We start from the raw sequence: 21,647 nt of genomic DNA, 5'->3' as shown, positions 1-21,647 counted from the left end.
ATACAGCCTGAAGCAACTTTACAATTAAAAAATTAATATTAACTTCCATATGTACACCGCTCCAATACTGATAATAAGAGATAACAACATTATCAACAAAGGCCAATAGCCCATAATAGCATTTTTCTTTTCTGAATAAAACTCAGTTGCGTCTACCAGATTGAGTTTTTTATTTACATGTAAGACACTCAATTCTTTCTCTGTTTGAAAAGTTTTTACTTCATTTGTTTGTAAATCAATGACAAAATACTGATTGTCAAATGTTTTTCCAAAAACCTGATTACCCAATTCTTCCATTTTGGCCACTTGTGAAACCAATGTCAGCCCATTTTCGGTATTAATGCTCGCTTGTTCAGGCAAATCAATAAATAACAGCTGATGAGCATTTTTCAAAGGAACATACCAGGCATCACCTATTCCAACATCCACTTTCTTATTTTCTGACACAATGGATAAGCTGATAATTCCTACAATATAGAATGTATAAAATGCCACAAAAGGTCCTATAAATGCTAATATCATTTTATTCCTTCTTCTTTCTTTTCCGCTTATAAAATAAGTAAATAAACAACCTACAAAAGCACAGATAAAACCGAAAACTGAGATAGCAAAAAGGTGTATTAATATGACAAAACCAATTCCCATTATTTATACTTCTTATGCATGATCAATCCATACACAATATGCAGAACACCGAAACCAATGGCCCAAAACAGCAATCCCCATCCTAAAAAGAACAAAGAAACAAGTCCTAAAATAATCTCAAGATATCCTAAATACTTTACATCCGTTAATGTATATCGTTCTGCGGCTACCAGAGCCAATCCATAAAAAATAAGCGTTGCCGGAGCAATGAAAACAAAAAGATGATGATAAAGAAGCGCGAGACAAAAGATTCCTCCCGCTGCCAAAGGCACTGCAAAAGTAACCAAAAGTCGCTTTGTTGTGGCATCCCAGATCTTCAAACCTTTCTTTTTGCTTTTATGGGCGGTAAAAATATAACCACTAAGGACAGCTACAACCAAAATTGCAATCCCAATCATCACAAGTTCTTTCACCATGGCAGGCCCAAGAATGTTTCTGTCTCCATCAAAATAACTGATTCCTTCCCTCTGAAAAACGCAGTACACATATACAGCACCGATAATAGCCGTTAAGCCCGCAACAACTCCGGATAAACCACTTAGCGAAATAAATCTGGAGGACCGCTCCATCATAGAACGGATATGCGATAAGTCTTCGTGATAGTTTTTTGAATCCATAAAAAGAACTTTGAATTACAAAGTTATAATTTATTTTCAATCTTCCAAGTTTTTATTTAAAATTCTGGAAATATTTTTTCTGGACACCTCATCGTTTTTGCCAACACGTAGAAATAAAAAAAAGAGAACCCAGCCAAAGCCAGGTTCTCCATAATATATTAAAATTTGTACGTGTTATAATGGATTCTGAACAATTAATGGATTAGCATTGATCTCAGCTCTTGGTATCAGGAATTCCCAACGTAAGTCTGTATTAGCTACTGTCATTAAATTATTGGTCACTACAGAAGAATGATTAGCTCCTGTTCTATCTAAACCTTGGTTTAATCTTTTCAGATCCAAGAATCTGAAACCTTCACCCCAAAATTCAAGCCTTCTGCTGTTAAGAATTTCAGTGATATAAGCTGCTCCTGTTGTTGTAGCACCACTATAAGAAGGATTTCTGTTTTTTGCAAATACATCAAAAACAGCTTTAGAACCAGCTTCGTTTCCAGATCTAGCCAAAGCTTCTGCTTCAATAAGGTACATTTCTGCAGACCGCATATAAGGAACATCTACTCTACTGTCTGCCTGACTTGCTGCAAGGAATTTCTGACCTGTATAAGGGAATTTAGAATATGTTGAAGGTAAAGCCAGAGCTGTATGCGCTCCTGTTGGATCAAAATTCTTAGTTCTTACATCTGTAGATGGGAATGAAAGGAATAATTTACTGTTAATCGCTTTTGGAGCCTGACGAATATTCGTAGAATTAAAGTTTCTTGACATATACGCTCCAAAGTTTGAAAACGTATCCCCCTGATCTGCTATGATTGTAGCTCCCCACATCCATTCACCATTGCCTGCCAAATTATTAAAGCCTGCAGTGTAAGTCGCATTATCCATCAATGGAAATCCTGTACGAGCGGATTGAGCCGCAGTTATAGCCACAGCATAATTCCCTTGCGTTAATGCTATTCTCGCTCTGAGTCCCAAAATCACTTTATCGTTAAAATGAGATTTCGTAGCTCTTGTACTTCCAAGTCTGACTGCAGCCTCGTCAAGGTCTTTATTGATCTGAGTATATACTTCTTCTACCGTATTTCTTGCCAGAGGCACTTCACTAGCTACCAATCTGATAGGAACGCCAAGCTGAGTATTGTTCGTACCCGGAACATATCTTTTTCCATAAATCTGAACCAGCATATAATAACAGAACGCTCTGAATGCATATGCTTCACCAATGGCTGTTTTAATGGTAGATGCATCAGCTGCAGTAGGTGCAGGAACTGAAGGACCATTAGCAATAACCATATTTGCGTTTCTGATCAATGCATAATAAAACTGGTAAGGATAAAGATCATTGGAAGCATTATCATTTACCTGATCCTGCCATCTTACAGCTGAGACATACCAGCCATTTCCTGTAGATGGAAAAACAAGGTCATCTGCTAAAGCATCCATTATAATCATGATTCCGCCCTGGCCATTCTGCCCTTGATCACTTTGTCTGTAGTACATATCTCTATGCATACCATTTACAATAGCCATAAGATTGGCTGCACTTGAATAAGCCGCTTCTTCTGAAGCTGCAGTGGTAGGATCTGTCTCAAGATAATCACTCTGACATGAAGCCATTCCCGTAAGGACTGAAAGCACCACAGCCCATTTTATATATTGTTTTACGATATTTTTCATTATTAAATTTTTTAAAAAGATACATTAAATCCAATAGTCACTACTCTCGCCGGAGTATATCTATTGGTGGTTGTTCCATTAAAAGCCTGAGCAGGTTCTAATCCTTTTCTTGCCGTTTTACTCCATAAGTTTTCGCCGGAAATAAGGATTCTTAATCCTGAAACCCCAAGCTGAGATAAAGTTTCAGGAGTAAAGCTATAACTTAAAGTAGCTTGTCTGAATGTAAGAAAATCTGAACTTATCAACCATCTTGATGAACCAGCATTCGAACTCGTATACGTTGAAGAGTTCAATGCAGGAATATCTGTGATTTGTCCCGGAGTTGTCCATCTATCCAGAATATCGGTACTTAAAGCTCCTCCCTGTGAGTAACTAGACATCAAAGCAGCATAGTTGGAATCGTACGTTTTTCCACCTAACTGATAGGTAAACATTGCAGATAATGACCATTGTTTATAGGTAATTGTAGTTCCAAAACTTCCGAACAAGTCAGGAATCGCTGTGCCAGAATAGTCATATTTTGCTTTATTGAAATTAGTGGTGACTTTTTGGCCATTCACTGTTCTTATATCAGCAGCTGTTGTATTTACATACGCGTCAGCAACAAGGAATAAAGGAGAACCATCTGCAGGATCCACACCATACCACTGTCTTAGCCAATAATCGTACACTGAATGTCCTACAGAAATCTTTTTAGTTCCGTTAATAATTTCCGTTATTCCATTGGAAAGTTCTGTAATCTGGTTTTTTAGTGTTGATGCATTCGCATTAATATTCCACGTAAAATTTTGGTTTTTAATAATATCAGCATTAACAGTGAATTCAAATCCACGGTTGTACATTGTCCCAACATTTCGGCTAATCGTATTATCAGGAACACCTGCAGAAACAGGAAGAGGGACAGGGAAGATCAGATCTTCAGTTACTCTGTTATAATATTCTACCGACCCTGTAATTCTGTTGTTTAAGAATCCGAAATCAATCCCGACATCGGTTTGTTTGTTAGTCTCCCAGGTAATTGATGGATCTGCTAAAAAACCGAATAAAATCCCAGGTTCCTGAGCATTATTGTACCCTAAAGTATAAGTACTTTTATACATATAATAACTATCTGTTCTATCATTTCCTACTTCACCATATGATCCTCTTAATTTCAATTCACTGATAAGATTAGAATTACTTAAGAACTCTTCTCCTTTCAGTCTCCATCCTGCACCAAGAGACCAGAATGAATCCCACCTTACATCTTTGGCGAATCTGGACGAACCATCCCAGCGGATAGATCCTGAAAGTAAATATTTTGATTTATAATCATAATTCAATCTAGAAAAGACCCCTTCCTTTCTGTAATTGTCTGTACGTGAGGTAAGCGTTGATGGAGTAACAAAGTTAACCAGTTCGTCATTATCATCTACGATCTGACCTTTTTTATATCCATAAAGGTATTCATACATGAATTTGTAGTTTTCATGCCCTAAAAGAAATTCAAAATTATGGTCTCCAAATTTTCTTTTATAATTCAGGAGCTGATTCCAGGTAAAGGTTTGTTCGGTAAAACTAAATTTTTCTGCTGAACCTCCGGGAGCCGCATCACCAATAATCTTATTTCCATAGGTACTTCTTCTGTTATTTCTGATATCATACCCTGCGTTGGTAGACAAAGTAAGATATGGATCTACTTTGATCTCAGCATATGCTCTGGAAATAATATAGTAGTTTTTAGATAGATCTTTATTCAAAAGCGTTTCCTGAATTACATTTCTTCCCGCCGCTGCATCAGCACCTCTGGCACTTCCGGCATCATACACAATATTCCCTGCAGCATCATACAGTGTAGCAAATGTATTTGGATCATGAGCATAAGGGCTGTAGATTGGCCCCATCGTTCTTGTCCATCTGTATGGGTTGATATAAGCAGAATTATTATCCACACCTTCAACAGAATTGTTTCCGTTGGAAGATACCCCACTGATGCTTGTTCCTAGTTTTAACCAGCTTTTTACTTGAGAATCTACTTTTAATCTTGCTGTAAATCTTTCAAAATCTGACTTGATAAGATATCCTGTTTCATTGGTATATCCTACTGAAGAAAAATATGTCGTAGTATTACTTCCACCACTGTAATTCAATTCATAATTCTGTCTGAAACCTGTATTCATCAAAGGTTTCTGCCAGTCTAAATCTGTATATTTAAGTTTAGCATCTGGATTCAAAATACCATTGACAACTAACTGATTATCGGGAACATTAAAAACATTGGTTTTTAAAACTCCGGAAATCAACTGTGCTGTAGCATAAGCATTGGCATCAGCTAAAGTTGTACCGGGTATTGAGGTCATTCTACCATTTCTTATTGACTCCCAGATGAGAGGATAATACTGATGAACGTTCACTCTGTCATATTCCGGGATTGATCTTCCTACCGCTCCGGTACTCATACTAAAGTTGAATGCATCTTTTCCTTTTCTTCCTGACTTTGTGGTAATCAAAACAACACCATTAGCAGCTGCGGAACCATACAAAGAAGTAGAAGCAGCATCTTTCAGAATATTGTAAGATGCAATATCATTGGGATTGATAGCAGCAAGAGAACCGGTATATATAGTCCCGTCTACTACGTATAAAGGATTTGTTGTAATTCCGTAAGAACCTATTCCACGGATCTGAATACTTGGCGAGCTTCCCGGCTGCCCTGTACCCGTACTTACCTTAACACCGGCACTGGCACCGTCCAGCGCCTGCCCGATACTTGTTATCGGACGGTCTGCAAATTGTTTTGCTTTAACTTCTGTATTGGAGCCAACCATTGTTTCTCTTTTCTGGCTTCCATAGGCAACCACCACAATTTCATCAATCTTAGTATCCTGAGGTATGGTGTCACGCTTAGCCTTTTGGGCTTCTACCATGTGGCCTCCTACGAAGAACAGCACAGCAGCACTCAATATTAACTTAATTTTCATATTTAACATATTTTAACAGTATGAATGCAAATATATGTAACAAAAATTAATAAAAAGGCAACAAAAAAGATATTTAAATAAATTAACCACAAATGACTTATACTTTTAATCAATTAATCAATATTAATTAAAAATATAAGTTAAAATTGAGTTAATTTAGTTTTAAAAATATTAAACAGTTATTTAAAATTAGTTAAAACAATAAAAATATTATACTAAAATTATCATTTTATTAGCACAGAAAAACAATTAGATAAAATAATATATGAATAATATAAAAAACACAAAGAAAAATGCTAGATTTCTATTAAAAACATTAGAATCTAAGATTAAGATAGAACACAAAAAATCCGTAAAAACAATGTTTCCCGGATCATATTTAGATAAAATACTTTTTTTTAAAACAATTAAAAAATTACTTCACTCTTAACCTTTCTTTAATAGACTCAATATTTTTCTTTGCAGAATCTTCAAGAATAAGACTGGCGCTCATGTGAATTCTTGCCGGCATCAATTCATTGAAATGATCTGTTCCTTCCCATGAAACTTTTTTAATTAATGCCAATGCATCACTGCTTCTGGATGCTAAAGTCTGTAAAAATTTTTCCAGCTTTTCATCCATTTCTTCAATAGTATCTGAAACAGAATGGTAAATATTATGTTGCTCAGCCCATTCAGCAGATCTGAAATCTGCATCAATGGCCATTGCGGAGAATTGTGACTTACCTATTTTTCTTTCAACATAAGGGCCGATTACAAAAGGTCCGATTCCAAGATTGATTTCTGTAAGTGCCAGAGCCGAGTCTTTAGTAGCAAAACAATAATCTGCCCCGCAGGCAATTCCTACTCCTCCGCCGGTAGTTTTTCCCTGTACTCTTACCACAACAATTTTCCCACAGTTTCTCATTGCATTTAAAACTTTGGCAAAACCTCCGAAAAATTGTGTTGAAGCTTCAAGTTCCTCAATGGCTAAGAGCTCGTCAAAGCTTGCTCCTGCACAGAAAGCCTTCTCACCTGCACTTTTCACTAAAATAGCTTTCACTTCTTCTTTTGCCCCCTCTTCAAGGATAGTTTCTGCCAGTTTTTCCAAAATTGCTCCTGGAAGAGAATTACTTTTAGGTGTTCCGAAACTGATTTCGGCAATATTATTTTTAATTTCTGATGCTACAAATTCGCTCATTTTTATTTTTATTGGATTCTTACAAAAATACGAAATACAGCTCGTTCAGAGAAACTTAAAGGATAAATTTTCTTTTCCGAATCCGCAAAATTCAAGACATTATTACGTAGAAATACGGAGTTTTTAATTTGGTATTTTCTACTCTAGTACCTGCCTTTTATTAATTGTTCCTTTGAACTAAGAAATAATAACCAAAAGGCGGAATCTGAAAAGCCTGTAAAAAGAGTAAGAAATCTAAAAACTAAAAACATATTATCATGGACGAGTACATTGGAATCGTAAAATTATTTGCAGGAAATTTCGCACCTAGAGGCTGGATGTTTTGTGATGGAAGTTTAATAAGCATCTCAAGAAATTCTGCTTTATTTTCTATTTTAGGAACAACTTACGGTGGAGACGGCATCACTACTTTTGCCCTGCCTAACTTAAAAGGACGTATGGCTTTGGGAGCAGGGAATGTAAACTCCGGCGAAAGTTACCCTTTGGGAATCGTATCCGGTACAACACAAAATACTCTTTTATCATCGAATCTCCCAAGCATAGGGGCCGGATTCCAGCTTAAAGTAGCGAATAAAAATGCCAATTCATCTACTCCTACAGCTACCTCAACAATTGCCATTTCAGGAACGCAAGTGGGAAGAGATTTCAATGCAGTACCGAGTTTCGTGAATGATGCCAACCCTGATACAACTATTAATCCGTTAAGTATTTCTTATACAGGGCAAGGCTTACCGTTGAATAATATGCCTCCTTACCTAGGCTTAAATTATATCATTTGTGTTGAAGGTATTTATCCGCCAAGGGATTAATATCCACACCATAACCTAACATTTAAAACCAAACATCATGAAAAGCACTACTTTTTTAGCAATCTGTAGTCTGCTCATTTCAGTTTTTTCATTCGGGCAGACCAGTACAGAACAATTTGAAACGGAATCGCACGGAAGTACCAGCTTCACCGATAATGGAGTCATCTTTAATATCATTTCACATGTAAGTGTTTTTGATATTCAGGGGAATTTCCCGGGAACCGGCTGGAGTGGAACAGCTAATGATAACAGATACATTGATAATTCTAACAATACTCAATCTCCGCCATCATTCAGTATAAAAACCACTTCCAATTTGTTTAAAGTAAACAGATTCTGGATGTATCTTTCTGCATTGAACCTGGATCTTAATGTTGCAGGAACACTAACTGTAACCGGAAAACTAAGTGGCGTAACAAAATTTATCCAAACAAAAACAACCGGATTTGCAACAAGCTTAGGCAGCACGAATGGATATACTTTGATTGATCTTACCAACTTAAATGGTCAGAATTACTCAAATATTGTGATTGACGAGTTACAAATCACAGCAAACGGAGCCTTCCGATATGTAGGCTTCGATGCTTTTACCTGGGTAAAAGACAGCAATCTGGTACTGGGGACTTCGGAAGCTAAAAGCACCAAAAAGGACCTGACTGTTTATCCTAATCCAACCAACGGACCTCTTTCTATTACAACAGAAAAAGCAAGTGAAGCTAAAATCTACAACCTGGATGGTAAATTGCTGAAAACTATTCAAACTCAAAAAGGAAATAATGAGGTTAATATTTCAGAGCTTCCAAAAGGGGTTTATATTATTAAAACAGCAACAGAATCTACCAAAGTTATTAAAAACTAATATCAGGAAATCTTATAAGTTCCATATCCCACAAAGATTCTAATTCATGAATGACAAATCCCTTTTAACAAAGGGATTTTGTCATTTTTTCAGAGCTAAAATATATTTGTCTATATAAAGCTGTTTTTCTTTTGATTTATACTGCTGGATATATCTTGGATGCTCCAGAACGGTCATCGTCTCAAAGAGTTGGGTTTCTTTGTTTAATTTTGAAATGAATTCGGCATTCTTTTTACCCAGAACAAAAACTTCTGAGGTATCCAGATTAAGGCTGATATGCTTCTTCAAAGATTCGATCATAAAATCTTTGACTGAATTGAAGAGTTCTTTATCATCATAATAGTTGGCATTGAGCCAGCCGTTTTTTGTTTTTCTTACAATAGCCAGCGGAAATGGAGAATTGATATAAATATCTTTATAGAAAAGATCAGCTCCGCCATAGTCATCAATCATGTCATACATAAATACAGAAGAAACTTCATGAGTATGGGCAGATCCCATTTTGATTCCGCAGACACTTTCCAATCTTTTGGTATCGGTAAACGGGACTCCTGTTACTCCAGCTCCATGACGGCTTGGATTAATTCCAATGATAAATTTTCTCCGAGATGAATCATTATAATATTTATGATAAAACTTCTGCATTACCATCAATGTTTCAGGATTTTCCAGATACGGATTCAGAACATCAAAACCTTCAGGTAGATACCCTGTATAGTTCAGGTTTTCATTGAACGTAATAACATGGTCTGCAAAAGTTGTATTCATATTTAGTTTTTAGAAAAAATAAAATTTTCAGGCTCATCATCATCAATATCCTCATCTTCATCTTCTTCACTTAAAGCCAATTCAATATCAATAAATTGAATGTATAAACCACAAACTTCCTCATTAGTATCATAAGCAAAGTACACGGGATAAGTACCATCGCCAAAACCACTTGCAAACATCGGAATCTGATAGTCGGTACCTGGAACCGTCCAGTTGATCCAGTCTCCTGCTTTTCTCTGATTGTTGGGATAATCTTTATAGCTTTGTGAAAAAAGCTCAGCGAAATAATCATCATAAACATTGTTGACATCTATTTTATCTACAAATTGGTCTACAAAAGGAAGCACCTCTTTATCTGTAATACAACCCAAACCTGCATCAACCCCGAAACCAAAAAAATCGTCTGCAGTCACTCCCTCTAACTCTTCAATTCCAACTAAGGCCTCTCTATAAACAACAGGCTTTTCTTTGGTAAATTCAACTTTTACTACAGCATATCTATTACCCCAGTCTTCAGATTTCACTACGGCAATAGTTACAGGAAAATTTCCCTTCGGAGCCTGAATAAAATAAGGCGATTGATTGGCATTCAGAGACACCAGCGGATCTCTTACCACCACTTTTCCGGAAGGAAGAGAAACATTTCCAATTTTCATGGTCTCCATTTCCAGCCCCATCATTTCATCAGAAATAAAATATGTTTCCAGATCTGTAGGACAAACCAGAATATTTTTTACTTCTTCCCATTTTTGCATCCAGCTTTCGTTCATTGCTCTCTATTTTATGATTGAATTTTAAAATTAGTACTTTTTTACAAGAGAAAGAAGAAGCTGAAACTAAGAATATGTTAAAACTTAATCATTCACTTAAATAAATTATCGATCAAAAAGAAACTGAATTATCATATTTCATGATCCCTTTCCTAAGTTTTAATTCATATTATTTTTTTTATTAAATTCGTTTTCAATGAAATAGCAGTTTCACCCAACAAAAACTTTTAACCTATGATCGGAATTATCATTGAGCTTATCATTTCATGGCTTCTCCTTAATTTTATAGCAAAAAAGGATCTTTCTGTTTTAGGATTTAAGCCTACACCAACAAGGCTGGTTCATTGGAGCATTGGTCTTCTTTTGGCCGCTGCCATTTGCAGCCTTTATCACATCATGACAACTGCATTCATCAATAATGGCTGGATTCTGAATAAGCAACTTACATTATCCGCTTTATTGATGGGTATATGGTGGGTTCTGAAGTCTGTATTGTTTGAAGAATTACTTTTCAGAGGGGCTTTGCTATATCTTGCTATTGAAAAATGGGGAACAACAAAAGCCTGCATTTTATCTGCTGCCTGCTTCGGAGTTTACCACTGGTTTTCTTATAGTGCATTCGGAAATCCTTTTCAAATGGTAATTATTTTTGTAATGACCTCTATTTTTGGGTGGATGCTCGCAGTGTCCTTTGCTAAGACAAAATCTTTGTACCTTCCTATAGGTCTTCATCTGGGTTGGAATTTGTTTAATATTCTGATATTCTCGAACGGACCGCTTGGCAAACAGCTCCTTATAAAAGTTAATGCAAATCATCTGGAAGGAATTCCCTCACTGCTTGTTTTTTTGTTTCAGATATTCGCGTTACCCATTTTAATGTACGGATATTTTAAGCTTAAGAAAAAAATATAAAAAAGCTGCCAATTCACGAGGAGTAGCAGCTTTGTGTATTATTTTAAGTTAAAAAAATCTAAGAATCAGCACATATATAACATGCTCTTGCAATATCAGGCCATCTTCCAGGAAGACAACAGCTTCCGGGAGGACAAGGATTAAGGACACAAGACCAGTTTGGCCCGGAACCTTTAAGAGATCTCAACTCATGTCTTGAAAGTTTTTTTAAGTTTTTCATAGTGATTTGTTTTGATGTTCTCTCCTACTCTGTATGCTTTTCGGATTTCGCCTATTAAAGTTAGTAATTTCTCAAACAAAAACAAAATAACTAACTGAAATAAAATACATTACAGCCAACCAACATCCTTGTCAAGGTTTAAAACTTTGACAAGGGTAATTGTCCATTAAAAAATCCCTTTCAATTACTGAAAGGGATTTCAAATTTATATTTTCCTGAATTAAATCAATCCAAACTGCTGGAAGTGGTGGGTAAAATGCTTTTTGTGCATCAGTTCCCACATTTCTTTATTCAGTTTTCCGAAAACATAATTCATGTGCTCTGCCTGCGGGTTTTCCTTGTAGTAGATCACAAATTTCTTCAGGTTATCCATGAATGACAGTTTTGCGGCTTCCAGATTTTTATGTTTGGGTTCCGGAAGTGAGCCATCCTGAGGAAGGAATGGAGCTGTAAATTCTTTTGGCATTGCTCTGTGATTGTAAAGAGAATCCTGCCATTTTTCAAGATTTTCTTCAGGAGTGAAACATTTTTCAGCTTCCGGCTCTCCAAAACTCACCAATACCGCTTGCTCTAAATGCTCAATCATCTGCTGCGGAGACATTTTTCCCCAAAGCGCAGGAGTACTTTCCGTTAATCCATTCAATATTTTCTGAATATTTTTTACATTCAGATCGATGAAAGGAGATTGTTTTGCTACCAATGTCAGAATTGTTGCCACGCAAACCACCTCATCTCTTTGGTTCACTACTTCAACCAGCCATTTTACAACACCTGAAGGAATATTTCTTCCTTTTACTCCTCTGTTGATTTTCTCTTTTGCTGTCAGATAAACAGTGATCGTATCTCCGGCATATACAGGCTTGAAGAAACTACATTCTTCTAATCCGTAATTGGCAATAACAGGCCCTTTTTTACCTGAAACGAATAATCCCGCTGCTGCTGAAAGGATAAAATATCCGTGAGCAACCGTCTTATCGAAAATAGTGCCTGTTAAACTTGTTGCATCTGTATGGGCATAGAAATGGTCCCATGAAACATTGGAGAAATTAACGATATCGGCATCAGTAACAGTTCTTCCTGCTGTTTCCAAAGAGTCTCCTACTTCCACTTCCTCAAAATATTTCTGGAAAGGATGTTTGTCTGAGAATTTTTTCTCTGCTCCCTGCTGATAAATCTTAGTGATTGCTTTCAGAACATCTGGTGATCCCTGAATAGCTGTTTTCTGTAAGAAGAAATGAAGACCACTTAATCCGCCCATTTCTTCACCTCCTCCCGCTCTACCAGGACCTCCGTGCATCAGTGTCGGAAGTGGAGAACCATGACCTGTGCTTTCTTTGGCGTTATCTCTGTTCAATACAAAGATTCTTCCGTGCTGAGAGGCCATTTTCCACGAAGTTTCGGCGATAAAGTTTTCGTCATGAGAAACGATAGATCCTACCAGACTTCCTTTTCCTCTTTTGGCCAATGCAGCAGCTTCTTCAGCATCTTTATACGGCATTAATGTAGATACCGGTCCGAAAGCTTCTACATCGTGAGAGATATTTTTTTCAAAAGGTTTGTCGTTCAGGAATAGTTTCGGACTCATAAATGCCCCATTTTCATAATTGGCATCTACCAGCTCGTGTTTTCCGTCATAGACAAGTTCTGTTTCTGATTTTAATAGATTTACTTTTCTTAAAACTTCTTCATACTGCTGCCTTCCCACCAAAGATCCCATTTTGGTTTCTCTGCTTAATGGGTTTCCGATTTTTGTCTGATCCAAAGCTTTAGACAAAGCATTCTGAACATCACCGATTAAATGCTCAGGAACGATGATTCTTCTGATTGCAGTACATTTCTGTCCTGCTTTTGTCGTCATTTCGTTACGAACTTCTTTGATAAACAGATCGAATTCAGGTGTTCCCGGTTTTGCTTCCAATCCAAGAATTGAACAGTTCAGGGAATCTGCTTCCATGTTGAAACGAACGGCATTTCCCGCGATAGAAGGAAGTGATTTTAATTTTCTTCCTGTAGTTGCTGAACCTGTAAACAATACAGAATCTCCGTCCTGAACATAGTCTAAAATATTTCCCGGCTCTCCACATACTAACTGAACAGCTCCTTCAGGCAAGACTCCACTTTCAATCATATCCTGGAACACTGCATTGGTAAGGTAAGATCCGAAAGAAGATGGTTTTACAATAGAAGGGACACCTGCCAGCAAGGAAGTGGATAATTTTTCCAACATACCCCACACCGGAAAGTTATAAGCATTTATCTGTACAGAAACACCTTCACTTGGTGTTAAGATATGCGTTCCTAAGAAAGTTCCGTTAGCAGAAATCTTCTGAGTGTCACCATCTACCCAAAATGAAGTATTAGGTAGCATTCTTTTTGCCAATCCGGAATAAGTAAAGAAAGTTCCGAAACCTCCTTCAATATCTACCCAGGAATCTACGTGGGTAGCTCCTGTTTTGTATGATAAATCGTAGTATTTTTTCTTTCTTTCCAGTAAGTAAAGTGCTACTTTTTTCAACATTTCTCCACGGTCGTAGAAAGTCATTGAAGAAAGGTTTTTATATCCTACGGTTCTTCCGTAGTCAAGAGCCTGTTCAAAATTAAGCCCTTCTGTATCGGAAACAGCTACCTGTTCTCCTGTAACGGCATTGTACAAAGGAATTCCGTTTCCGGTACCTTCTACCCATTGTCCGTAGATATAGTTTTTTAACTTTTCCATAAAATATTTAATTTATAAATGTAGAAGTGTAACAGTTTACCAATAATTGTTTGCTGTGGATTTATTGTTACATTTTTACAGTGGTATATTGTTACATTTATTTTTATTTCGGTTCCTGATAGGGAAACATTTTCACCAATCCTTCATATAAACTTCTGTGAAGAATGGTTGCGTGATTGTCTGTTTCCATCATTTTATATTCCAATGTCCAGTTTTTCTTTCCTGCTTTTTTCAAAACATCATAGAAAGCTTCTGCGTCTTTTACCATCACCGGATGTTCACCTTTCCCTACAGAAACATAAACGAATTTTTTAGTATCCGCAGATTTTGAAAGCAGTTGTGGAGCCTGTTTTAAAAGACTTTCCTCATCCCACCACAAACTTGGGCTGATGATAAAATAGTTATTGAACATTTCCGGCTTTTTTAAAAGGATTTCTGTTGCCAAAAGTCCTCCCAAAGACTGACCGAAAAGGTATTTATCTGTAGTTTTGAACTGGCTTTCCACGTAAGGTTTTAATTCTTTTTCAACGAATGCAATAAACTTATCAGAATGTCCTGTTGTAGGATAGTCTTTCTGTAAGTCTTTTAAATCCGTATGAAAGGTAAAATCTCTTTTTCGGTCTACATTAGCAACTCCCACCACAATGGTTTCCGGCATGGAATACATCTGATTAAAGAATTGTACTAGTCCTGTAACGTGAATAAAATCTTCGTTCATACTTCCATCCAATAAATAGATCACCGGGTATGATTTTGTTTTATCATATCCCTGTGGAAGATAAATATTCAGCGTTCTGTCTTCATTTAAGGTTTTAGACTTAATGGTCCTTACTTCTCCTATTGTAAGCGGTTTTGTAGCAACAGTCTGTGCTGATAACGTACACCCCACCGCAAACATTATGCTGCATGCAAACGCAATTTTTTTAATCATATTTATTTTTGTTAAACCTAACGGGTTTTAGAAACCCGTTAGGTTTGATTATTAGCAATTATTCAAAATTTAAAAAATTATATTCAATAGTCGACTTATGATAATCTCTAAAAACTTCTACCGAATCAAAATACTGCATGATCTCCTTTCTATTCAACTTACTTTCTTTTTCAGGATTCAAATATGAATTATACGAAGAATGCTTCCATTGATCAATTTTATTTACAAATCCGTGATTAACCGGATTATTATGGATATAATGGAGAACCTTCAATAAATATTTCTCATCAGATATTTTCTTTCGTTTTACCACATTCAGAAAAAGAGCACCTTTTCTATTATATTTTTTGTTGTAAGCTTTAGCATAAGCATTCAATAAATTACCAAAATGCTTCATTAAAAACTGATGTTCATTTTCACTATTCACATCATCAAAATTCTTAAATCTTAACAACAAATGAAAATGATTAGGTAACAGACAGTAAGCATAAATATCAGCGACCTGAAGAATATATTTTTCTATCTTTTCCAGAAAAAATTGATAATTTGAGGGTTCACGAAAAATAACTTCAGTCCCATTTACATGAGAGAAAATGTGATAGGTGCCTTCAAATTCAAAATTTTCTGTATTAATCATTCTTTTTAAATCTGGTATTAAAATTTTTAAACCCAACGGGTTTTTAAAACCCGTTGGGTTTAATTATTAGCCATTATTCAAGATAATTTATACTTATTTTATATCATCCCAGATACTGTAATCCACAACTTTGGTTGGGATCTGCTGAACATATTCTGTAAAAGGCTCACAAGGAAGAATAGCTTCTTTTCCTTCTCTTGCCAGCTCCTGATATAATTTTGTTCCTTCTGTTTTCCAGTGAATCATTTCATCAGAAACATCACGGATAATTTTTGCAGGACTTCCTACCACCAGTTTTCTTGGTTCACATCTGAAATTAGCCGGTACAAAAGCCAATGCTCCTACAATACTTTCATCACCAATATAAGCTTTGTCCATTACAACGGAATTCATTCCAATCAGACAGTTTTTTCCGATATGTCCTGAGTGAATAATTGCGCCATGTCCAATATGTGCTGATTCTTCCAGGATCGTTTCTATATTCGGGAAAACATGAAGGGTACAGTTTTCCTGTACATTGGCTCCGTCTTTAATGATAATTTTCCCCCAGTCACCGCGAATGACAGCATTAGGACCAATATATACTTCCTCACCTATTTCTACATTCCCGATAATGACAGCCTGCGGATGAATGTAAGCAGAAGGTTTTATAATGGGACGAATCCCGTGGTATGAGTAGATGTTCATAGAATTTTAATTTAATATACCAATTTAGCAATATAACAGTCTAGCAATAGATTCAATATTGTTACCATTGATAACTGTTATATTGTTACATTATTTAAAAAGCTATACTTTTTCAATGACCATTGCATATCCTTGTCCGACACCGATACAAAGGGTACACAATGCATACTTTTTATCCTGCTTCTGAAGTTCCATTGCTGCAGAACCTACGATTCTGGCCCCGGAAACTCCAAGTGGGTGGCCGATGGCAATAGCACCTCCGTTAGGATTTATTCTTTCGTCATCATCTTTTAAACCTAAGCTTCGGGTTACAGCCAATGCCTGTGCTGCAAATGCTTCGTTTAATTCGATGATATCCATATCTTCCAGGGAAAGGTTTAATCTTTTCAATAACTTTTGGGTAGCTTCTACAGGTCCGATTCCCATAATTCTTGGTTCAACACCTGCTACGGAAGATCCTAAAATTTTTGCCTTTGGTTTTAAACCATATTTTTTCACCGCATCTTCACTTGCTAAAATCAAAGCAGCGGCTCCGTCATTCATTCCTGAGGCGTTTCCGGCAGTTACCGTTCCTTCTTTTCTGAAAGCGGGACGAAGTTTGGCCAATCCTTCCATCGATGAAGTTGGTTTAATAAATTCATCTTTTTCAAAAACGACTGGATCACCTTTTCTCTGAGGAATTTCAACTTTTACAATTTCTTCTGCCAATCTTCCGCTTTCCTGAGCTTTAGTTGCTTTCTGCTGAGACCAAAGGGCAAATTTATCCTGATCTTCTCTGTTGATCTTGTGGATATCCGCTAAGTTTTCAGCTGTTTCCCCCATTCCGTCAACCCCGTACATTTCTTTCATTTTAGGATTGATGAAACGCCAACCGAAAGTAGTATCAAACATCTGACTATCCCTCCCAAAAGCGGCGCTTGGCTTTGACATCACATAAGGAGAACGCGTCATATGCTCTACTCCTCCTGCAATATAGATTTCTCCTTCTCCTGCAGCAATAGAACGGAATGCATTGGCTACCGCAGACATTCCTGAGGCACATAGTCTGTTGACAGTTTCTCCACCTATTTTATAAGGAAGGCCAGCCAGTAAAAGTCCCATTCTGGCAACATTTCTATTATCCTCACCCGCCTGATTAGCGCATCCGAAAATAACATCCTCAATTTCCTCAACAGGAACTTCAGGGTTTCTTGCTACTACTTCTTTAATCACAATAGCAGCCAGGTCATCGGCTCTTACTTCTGATAATCCTCCCTGTAGTTTTGAGATGGGAGTTCTGACATAGTCTATGATGTATACGTTGTTCATTTTTATTTGCTTTAGGCTTTAAGCTATATGCAGTAGGCTCTGTCAGCTTCAAAAAAGCTTACTACCTATTGCTCCAAGCTTACTGCTTATTATAATTCTGTTACTTTTTTCCCTATTTTGTAAACTGTTCCTACAAATTTTGCAATCAGTTCTTTGTTTTGATTGGTAATCTGAATGTCATAAACAGCTGTTTTTCTCGTATCATTTACCAAGATACTTTCTGCTCTGAAAACATCACCTTCTTTTCCGGCTTTGGTAAAATTGATGATACAGTTCAATGCTACGGCAGCATCTCCGGTATTGTTGGAAGAAAATGCCAGCGCAGAGTCTGCAAAAGCAAAGGTAACTCCCCCATGAACTGTTTTCAGTCCGTTCAGCATGTCCTTCTTGATTGGCATTTCAATTAAACAGTAATTTTCTTTTACTTCAATCATCTTGATATTCATCCACTGGGAAAAATAATCCTGATTGAACATATAATCTGCTACTTGTCTTGGATTCATTTCTATTAATTATATGTTTGTTATTTCTTCATACAGCTCATCTGATAATCTGTCATAAACGTTCATTGTTTTACCCAGAATGATCTGCCCGTATGAAAGATTTTCTGAATCTGATGAATTTTCAGAGGGATAGGATGCGTTTAAATCAATTCCATTTTCGTTGGCTAATCTTTTGATCAGCTCTTTATATTTTTCATTAAACTTTCCCAGTAACTCAAGTCTTTCCTGCTCGTCAACAGAGGATGCTTCCTGAGTTAAATACTGTTTCTCAATTAGAAGCCTGGTTTCCAGCTCTGCCCTGAATTCATCTATATTCATTATAAGTTAATTTATTCATTAATAATCCTATTCAAATCTTTAATTCCATTTTCATAAGATCTTTTGAAATAAAATTTAATTACGAAATAGATTATTGTATAAAACATAGCAAGTGGTAATAATAATGCTAATGCAATTACTCCAGTTTGAAAGCAATTAACAATTATCGCAAAAACTGGAAGAATACCCCAAACAAATAACATTATTCTAAAAGTTTTATGAAATTTTGAATTCAACTTTATTATTGTCTCATGTTCCTTTTGAAACAATTGACCTTCAAAAACACACAAAGCTCCCAATGGTACCTCGGCACTTATTACTTTAAAAAAATTTTTCTCCGTATATCCTCTTAAAAATTTTCTAGTGCGGTTCATTGTTAGGGAATAACTTTTCTCACTATTGCTATTTATATTTGATAAAATCTTTTCAACAGAGTTTAAAGATTTTATTTCATCATATCTTTCAGGAAAATATTTCATATTACATTTTCTTCAACAAAGGACTTTGCCTATATCTTTCTTCCTGATATTCTTCGTAAAGGTTTTGTAGGGTTTCGGAGATCTTTGTATATCCAATCTCTTTACCCCAGCTTAATAATCCTTTCGGATAGTTGACGCCTTTTTGCATTGCCAGCTCGATATCTTCGTCATTGGCAACTCCTAACCTTTTGGCTTCAACAGCTTCATTGATCAGCATTGAAATGATTCTTAAAAAGATCTGCTGGTATAAAGCATCGTCTTTCTGAGCAACAGGTTTTTCTGCTCCTTCACTGTAATCGTAGAAACCTTTTCCTGTTTTTCTGCCGTGAAGTTTGGCTTCAGACATTCTTTGCTGTAATAAAGACGGTTTGTATTTCGGATCGTAGAAATAATCTTTGTACACAGTAGTTGTTACTGCAAAATTCACATCAACTCCGATAAGATCCATCAGTTCGAAAGGTCCCATTTTGAAATTCCCCAACGTTTTCATGGCTTCATCCACCTGTTCCGGTGTAGCGATATTTTCTTCAACAATCCTAAGGGCTTCCCCATAGTAAGGTCTGGCAATTCTGTTGACGATAAACCCGGGAATATCTTTAGCAATAACAGGAGTCTTCCCCCATTCTTTCATGAGGTTGTAGATTTTTTCTGCTAATGTTTTTTCTGTTAATAAGGATGGAATAACTTCCACTAAAGGCATCAATGGAGCCGGATTGAAAAAGTGAATTCCGATGAAACGCTCCGGCTTCTTAAGTTCTGCCCCCAGAGAGGTGATAGAAATAGATGAGGTATTGGAACTGAGAATACAGCTTTCAGAAACATAGTTTTCAAGTTCTGTAAACACTTTGGTTTTGATTTCCTTGTTTTCGATAATGGCTTCAATAATGAGCTCACAATCTTTGAAATCTTTCAATTCTGTAGCAATGGAAATATTAGCTAAAATTTCAGTCATTTTCTCTGCCGAAATTTTTTGTTTATCCACCAATTTGGTGAGTGTTTTTTCCAGACCTACCGTTGCCGTTTCTACTTGTTTTGCGTTGGCATCGTAAACCCATACTTTACATCCGTTCGTGGCGGCTACTTGTGCAATGCCGATTCCCATTGTTCCGGCACCGATAATTCCTACATATTTCATAATGTAACAGTGTATCAATGTAACAATGTAACAATCATTGTCATGCTGAGCTTGTCGAAGCATCTCATTGATAAACTGCTACATTGGTACATTGTTATATTAGTTCTTATTTTCCTTTATAATTAGGTTTTCTTTTCTGTAAGAAGGCGTTTATACCTTCGATGAAGTCTTCTGTTTCTGCAGCTTCCTGCTGAAGATCACCTTCCAGCTCAAGCTGTTCTTTCAATGTGTTGTTATAAGAATTAGCAAATGCTTTTTTCGTAAGCTTGATGGCTGCTGTCGGCATGTTTGCCATTCTTTCAAGAATTTCCATAGATTTCGGAACAAATTCTTCTTCACTGAAAACTTCTGCTACCAGACCATAAGATTTAGATTCTTCGGCAGATAATTTTTTACCTGTAAATGCTAAATAATTAGCCAATTGTCTACCTAGAAGTTTCGGTAAGAAGTACGTTCCTCCGGTATCCGGAATCAAACCGATATTTGAAAATGCCTGAGCAAAATATGCTTTCTCGTTCGCTAAAACGAAGTCAGAGATTAAAGCCAGCATTGCTCCAGCTCCTACTGCAGGACCGTTTACCAAAGCAATAACCGGTTTTTTGCAACGGGTAACTTCCATTACTAATGGATTGTAATAGTCTACCACAATTTTTCTGATGATATCATGATCATGGTGTTCTTTGCCTACTACAAAAGCTTCGTCCAGATTCTGACCTGAGCAGAATGCTCTTCCCCTTCCGGAAATAGCGACACATCTTACGGTTTCATCTTCACTGCATTCTTTTACAAAGTCTCTAAGATCAGATAACGCCGGTTTTGTAAGGGCGTTCATCGTGTCCGGTTGATTAAGATATGCGATTTTAAGCTTCCCGTCAAAATGCGTTTCAATATCAAGTTGTGTATACATAGTTTTTATTAATTTATTATTTAACAACGCACTAATTTAACAATATAAATCAATGTAACGGTCTAATAATTTAACATTCTAACAATTCCTTCGTTATGCTTTGCATAGCCGTAAAATTTGTTGTGTATGGGTTGATTATTCATCAATGACATTTAAAATAATCAAATGGCTCCAGACAGTCTAAGCATTGATAAGAGGCCTTACACAAAGTTGACCCGAATCTGCTGATCTGCTTGGTATGCACAGAACCACAGCGCGGACATTTTTTCGGTTTGCCGATGTGGTGTTCGTCTGCTCCTTTTTCAGGAGGTGTAATTCCGTAAGCACGGAGTTTTTCTCTCGCTTCATCCGTTAGCCAGTCTGTTGTCCAGATCGGAAACATTTTGGTGACTACTTTTGCATCCCATCCGTTTTCTTTCATCATTTTGATAATATCCTCCTCAATGGTAAACATGGCAGGACAAGCAGAATAAGTTGGCGTAATGGTCACTTCACAGGTATTTTTACCCGTAATCTGTGCATCTCTTACAATTCCTAATTCCACAATATCAATGACTGGAATTTCCGGATCAGGAATGGTTTTTAATAAATCTAAAAGCTGATTCATAT

The 21,647-nt window shown here is 36.6% G+C and carries 22 protein-coding genes; 3 read left to right on the top strand and 19 right to left on the bottom strand.

The genetic code is table 11. The annotated features are described in order from the left end of the window. Positions 1 to 24: 24 nt before the first annotated feature. The 5 genes from V0410_RS18695 to V0410_RS18675 form a co-directional block, all read right to left on the bottom strand. Positions 25 to 645, bottom strand: coding sequence for a hypothetical protein (locus V0410_RS18695; protein WP_330745211.1), 621 nt, complete (start codon positions 643 to 645; stop codon positions 25 to 27). Next, entirely contained in the window at positions 645 to 1,262 is a 618-nt protein-coding gene (locus tag V0410_RS18690; protein WP_330745210.1) for a hypothetical protein, read from the bottom strand. The genes V0410_RS18695 and V0410_RS18690 overlap by 1 nt, the downstream gene beginning before the upstream one ends. Positions 1,263 to 1,436: 174 nt before the next feature. Continuing rightward, the gene (locus V0410_RS18685; protein ID WP_330745209.1) at positions 1,437 to 2,936 is read right to left on the bottom strand and encodes a RagB/SusD family nutrient uptake outer membrane protein; all 1,500 of its coding nucleotides are present in this window, start codon (positions 2,934 to 2,936) and stop codon (positions 1,437 to 1,439) included. 11 nt (positions 2,937 to 2,947) lie between these two features. After that, a complete protein-coding gene (locus V0410_RS18680; RefSeq protein WP_330745208.1) occupies positions 2,948 to 5,896 on the bottom strand; it encodes a SusC/RagA family TonB-linked outer membrane protein in 2,949 nt (982 codons plus the stop codon). A gap of 415 nt (positions 5,897 to 6,311) precedes the next feature. Further along, on the bottom strand, positions 6,312 to 7,076 hold the full coding sequence (locus V0410_RS18675) for an enoyl-CoA hydratase/isomerase family protein (protein ID WP_330745207.1): 765 nt from the start codon (positions 7,074 to 7,076) through the stop codon (positions 6,312 to 6,314). A gap of 257 nt (positions 7,077 to 7,333) precedes the next feature. Between V0410_RS18675 and V0410_RS18670 the strand changes: the two genes are divergently transcribed. Both V0410_RS18670 and V0410_RS18665 read left to right on the top strand, forming a co-directional pair. Next, positions 7,334 to 7,885 carry a phage tail protein gene (locus V0410_RS18670; protein WP_110010685.1) on the top strand — a complete coding sequence of 184 codons (552 nt, stop codon included), beginning with the start codon at positions 7,334 to 7,336 and terminating at the stop codon, positions 7,883 to 7,885. 37 nt (positions 7,886 to 7,922) lie between these two features. Then, on the top strand, positions 7,923 to 8,744 hold the full coding sequence (locus V0410_RS18665) for a T9SS type A sorting domain-containing protein (RefSeq protein WP_330745206.1): 822 nt from the start codon (positions 7,923 to 7,925) through the stop codon (positions 8,742 to 8,744). Positions 8,745 to 8,825: 81 nt separating this feature from the next. Here the strand turns inward: V0410_RS18665 and V0410_RS18660 are convergent, their stop codons facing one another. Together V0410_RS18660 and V0410_RS18655 are read right to left on the bottom strand one after the other, a co-directional pair. Then, entirely contained in the window at positions 8,826 to 9,512 is a 687-nt protein-coding gene (locus V0410_RS18660; RefSeq protein ID WP_330745205.1) for an SMUG2 DNA glycosylase family protein, read from the bottom strand. Positions 9,513 to 9,514: 2 nt separating this feature from the next. Continuing rightward, positions 9,515 to 10,285: a DUF4241 domain-containing protein gene (locus tag V0410_RS18655; RefSeq protein WP_330745204.1), complete on the bottom strand. Its 771-nt coding sequence runs from the start codon at positions 10,283 to 10,285 to the stop codon at positions 9,515 to 9,517. 234 nt (positions 10,286 to 10,519) lie between these two features. On the opposite strand from V0410_RS18655, the gene V0410_RS18650 reads away from it, so the two are divergent. Beyond that, the gene (locus V0410_RS18650) at positions 10,520 to 11,197 is read left to right on the top strand and encodes a CPBP family intramembrane glutamic endopeptidase (RefSeq protein WP_330745203.1); all 678 of its coding nucleotides are present in this window, start codon (positions 10,520 to 10,522) and stop codon (positions 11,195 to 11,197) included. Positions 11,198 to 11,255: 58 nt separating this feature from the next. Here V0410_RS18650 and V0410_RS18645 read toward each other — a convergent pair whose 3' ends face one another. The 12 genes from V0410_RS18645 to paaD form a co-directional block, all read right to left on the bottom strand. After that, positions 11,256 to 11,417 (bottom strand): bacteriocin-like protein, encoded by a 162-nt coding sequence (locus tag V0410_RS18645; protein ID WP_156118866.1) that lies wholly within the window; start codon positions 11,415 to 11,417, stop codon positions 11,256 to 11,258. Between the two features lie 220 nt (positions 11,418 to 11,637). Then, positions 11,638 to 14,133 carry a phenylacetic acid degradation bifunctional protein PaaZ gene (gene paaZ / locus V0410_RS18640; protein WP_330745202.1) on the bottom strand — a complete coding sequence of 832 codons (2,496 nt, stop codon included), beginning with the start codon at positions 14,131 to 14,133 and terminating at the stop codon, positions 11,638 to 11,640. A 103-nt stretch (positions 14,134 to 14,236) separates the two neighbouring features. Next, the gene (locus tag V0410_RS18635; RefSeq protein ID WP_330745201.1) at positions 14,237 to 15,064 is read right to left on the bottom strand and encodes an alpha/beta hydrolase; all 828 of its coding nucleotides are present in this window, start codon (positions 15,062 to 15,064) and stop codon (positions 14,237 to 14,239) included. Between the two features lie 58 nt (positions 15,065 to 15,122). Continuing rightward, a complete protein-coding gene (locus V0410_RS18630) occupies positions 15,123 to 15,701 on the bottom strand; it encodes a transposase (protein ID WP_330745200.1) in 579 nt (192 codons plus the stop codon). A 93-nt stretch (positions 15,702 to 15,794) separates the two neighbouring features. Then, complete coding sequence (locus tag V0410_RS18625; RefSeq protein WP_227943485.1) at positions 15,795 to 16,388, bottom strand: acyltransferase; 594 nt, start codon at positions 16,386 to 16,388, stop codon at positions 15,795 to 15,797. Positions 16,389 to 16,490: 102 nt separating this feature from the next. Further along, complete coding sequence (gene pcaF, locus V0410_RS18620; protein WP_330745199.1) at positions 16,491 to 17,696, bottom strand: 3-oxoadipyl-CoA thiolase; 1,206 nt, start codon at positions 17,694 to 17,696, stop codon at positions 16,491 to 16,493. Between the two features lie 89 nt (positions 17,697 to 17,785). Beyond that, positions 17,786 to 18,199, bottom strand: a complete 414-nt coding sequence (locus V0410_RS18615) for a PaaI family thioesterase (RefSeq protein ID WP_253316436.1) — start codon at positions 18,197 to 18,199, stop codon at positions 17,786 to 17,788. A 9-nt stretch (positions 18,200 to 18,208) separates the two neighbouring features. Further along, entirely contained in the window at positions 18,209 to 18,517 is a 309-nt protein-coding gene (locus tag V0410_RS18610; RefSeq protein WP_330745198.1) for a hypothetical protein, read from the bottom strand. Between the two features lie 11 nt (positions 18,518 to 18,528). Further along, positions 18,529 to 18,996 carry a DUF3021 family protein gene (locus tag V0410_RS18605; protein ID WP_312994795.1) on the bottom strand — a complete coding sequence of 156 codons (468 nt, stop codon included), beginning with the start codon at positions 18,994 to 18,996 and terminating at the stop codon, positions 18,529 to 18,531. Between the two features lies 1 nt (position 18,997). Next, positions 18,998 to 20,131 carry a 3-hydroxyacyl-CoA dehydrogenase NAD-binding domain-containing protein gene (locus V0410_RS18600; protein ID WP_330745197.1) on the bottom strand — a complete coding sequence of 378 codons (1,134 nt, stop codon included), beginning with the start codon at positions 20,129 to 20,131 and terminating at the stop codon, positions 18,998 to 19,000. 106 nt (positions 20,132 to 20,237) lie between these two features. Next, positions 20,238 to 21,038, bottom strand: coding sequence for an enoyl-CoA hydratase/isomerase family protein (locus V0410_RS18595; RefSeq protein ID WP_330745196.1), 801 nt, complete (start codon positions 21,036 to 21,038; stop codon positions 20,238 to 20,240). 142 nt (positions 21,039 to 21,180) lie between these two features. Next, positions 21,181 to 21,645, bottom strand: a complete 465-nt coding sequence (paaD, locus tag V0410_RS18590; protein ID WP_330745195.1) for a 1,2-phenylacetyl-CoA epoxidase subunit PaaD — start codon at positions 21,643 to 21,645, stop codon at positions 21,181 to 21,183. Between the last annotated feature and the right edge of the window lie 2 nt (positions 21,646 to 21,647).

The sequence above is a fragment of the Chryseobacterium sp. CP-77 genome (genome assembly GCF_036362765.1).
Lineage (GTDB): Bacteria > Bacteroidota > Bacteroidia > Flavobacteriales > Weeksellaceae > Chryseobacterium > Chryseobacterium cupriresistens.
The sequence above is the reverse complement of the archived record's forward strand: the minus strand, read 5'-3'. Positions and strand labels throughout refer to the sequence as shown.

Bases quoted from the DNA above. Each gene is read 5' to 3' on its own strand.
- V0410_RS18695 (WP_330745211.1), bottom strand. From the start codon at position 645: ATGGGAATTGGTTTTGTCATATTAATACACCTTTTTGCTATCTCAGTT.
- V0410_RS18690 (WP_330745210.1), bottom strand. From the start codon at position 1,262: ATGGATTCAAAAAACTATCACGAAGACTTATCGCATATCCGTTCTATG.
- V0410_RS18685 (WP_330745209.1), bottom strand. From the start codon at position 2,936: ATGAAAAATATCGTAAAACAATATATAAAATGGGCTGTGGTGCTTTCA.
- V0410_RS18680 (WP_330745208.1), bottom strand. From the start codon at position 5,896: ATGAAAATTAAGTTAATATTGAGTGCTGCTGTGCTGTTCTTCGTAGGA.
- V0410_RS18675 (WP_330745207.1), bottom strand. From the start codon at position 7,076: ATGAGCGAATTTGTAGCATCAGAAATTAAAAATAATATTGCCGAAATC.
- V0410_RS18670 (WP_110010685.1), top strand. From the start codon at position 7,334: ATGGACGAGTACATTGGAATCGTAAAATTATTTGCAGGAAATTTCGCA.
- V0410_RS18665 (WP_330745206.1), top strand. From the start codon at position 7,923: ATGAAAAGCACTACTTTTTTAGCAATCTGTAGTCTGCTCATTTCAGTT.
- V0410_RS18660 (WP_330745205.1), bottom strand. From the start codon at position 9,512: ATGAATACAACTTTTGCAGACCATGTTATTACGTTCAATGAAAACCTG.
- V0410_RS18655 (WP_330745204.1), bottom strand. From the start codon at position 10,285: ATGAACGAAAGCTGGATGCAAAAATGGGAAGAAGTAAAAAATATTCTG.
- V0410_RS18650 (WP_330745203.1), top strand. From the start codon at position 10,520: ATGATCGGAATTATCATTGAGCTTATCATTTCATGGCTTCTCCTTAAT.
- V0410_RS18645 (WP_156118866.1), bottom strand. From the start codon at position 11,417: ATGAAAAACTTAAAAAAACTTTCAAGACATGAGTTGAGATCTCTTAAA.
- paaZ (WP_330745202.1), bottom strand. From the start codon at position 14,133: ATGGAAAAGTTAAAAAACTATATCTACGGACAATGGGTAGAAGGTACC.
- V0410_RS18635 (WP_330745201.1), bottom strand. From the start codon at position 15,064: ATGATTAAAAAAATTGCGTTTGCATGCAGCATAATGTTTGCGGTGGGG.
- V0410_RS18630 (WP_330745200.1), bottom strand. From the start codon at position 15,701: ATGATTAATACAGAAAATTTTGAATTTGAAGGCACCTATCACATTTTC.
- V0410_RS18625 (WP_227943485.1), bottom strand. From the start codon at position 16,388: ATGAACATCTACTCATACCACGGGATTCGTCCCATTATAAAACCTTCT.
- pcaF (WP_330745199.1), bottom strand. From the start codon at position 17,696: ATGAACAACGTATACATCATAGACTATGTCAGAACTCCCATCTCAAAA.
- V0410_RS18615 (WP_253316436.1), bottom strand. From the start codon at position 18,199: ATGAATCCAAGACAAGTAGCAGATTATATGTTCAATCAGGATTATTTT.
- V0410_RS18610 (WP_330745198.1), bottom strand. From the start codon at position 18,517: ATGAATATAGATGAATTCAGGGCAGAGCTGGAAACCAGGCTTCTAATT.
- V0410_RS18605 (WP_312994795.1), bottom strand. From the start codon at position 18,996: ATGAAATATTTTCCTGAAAGATATGATGAAATAAAATCTTTAAACTCT.
- V0410_RS18600 (WP_330745197.1), bottom strand. From the start codon at position 20,131: ATGAAATATGTAGGAATTATCGGTGCCGGAACAATGGGAATCGGCATT.
- V0410_RS18595 (WP_330745196.1), bottom strand. From the start codon at position 21,038: ATGTATACACAACTTGATATTGAAACGCATTTTGACGGGAAGCTTAAA.
- paaD (WP_330745195.1), bottom strand. From the start codon at position 21,645: ATGAATCAGCTTTTAGATTTATTAAAAACCATTCCTGATCCGGAAATT.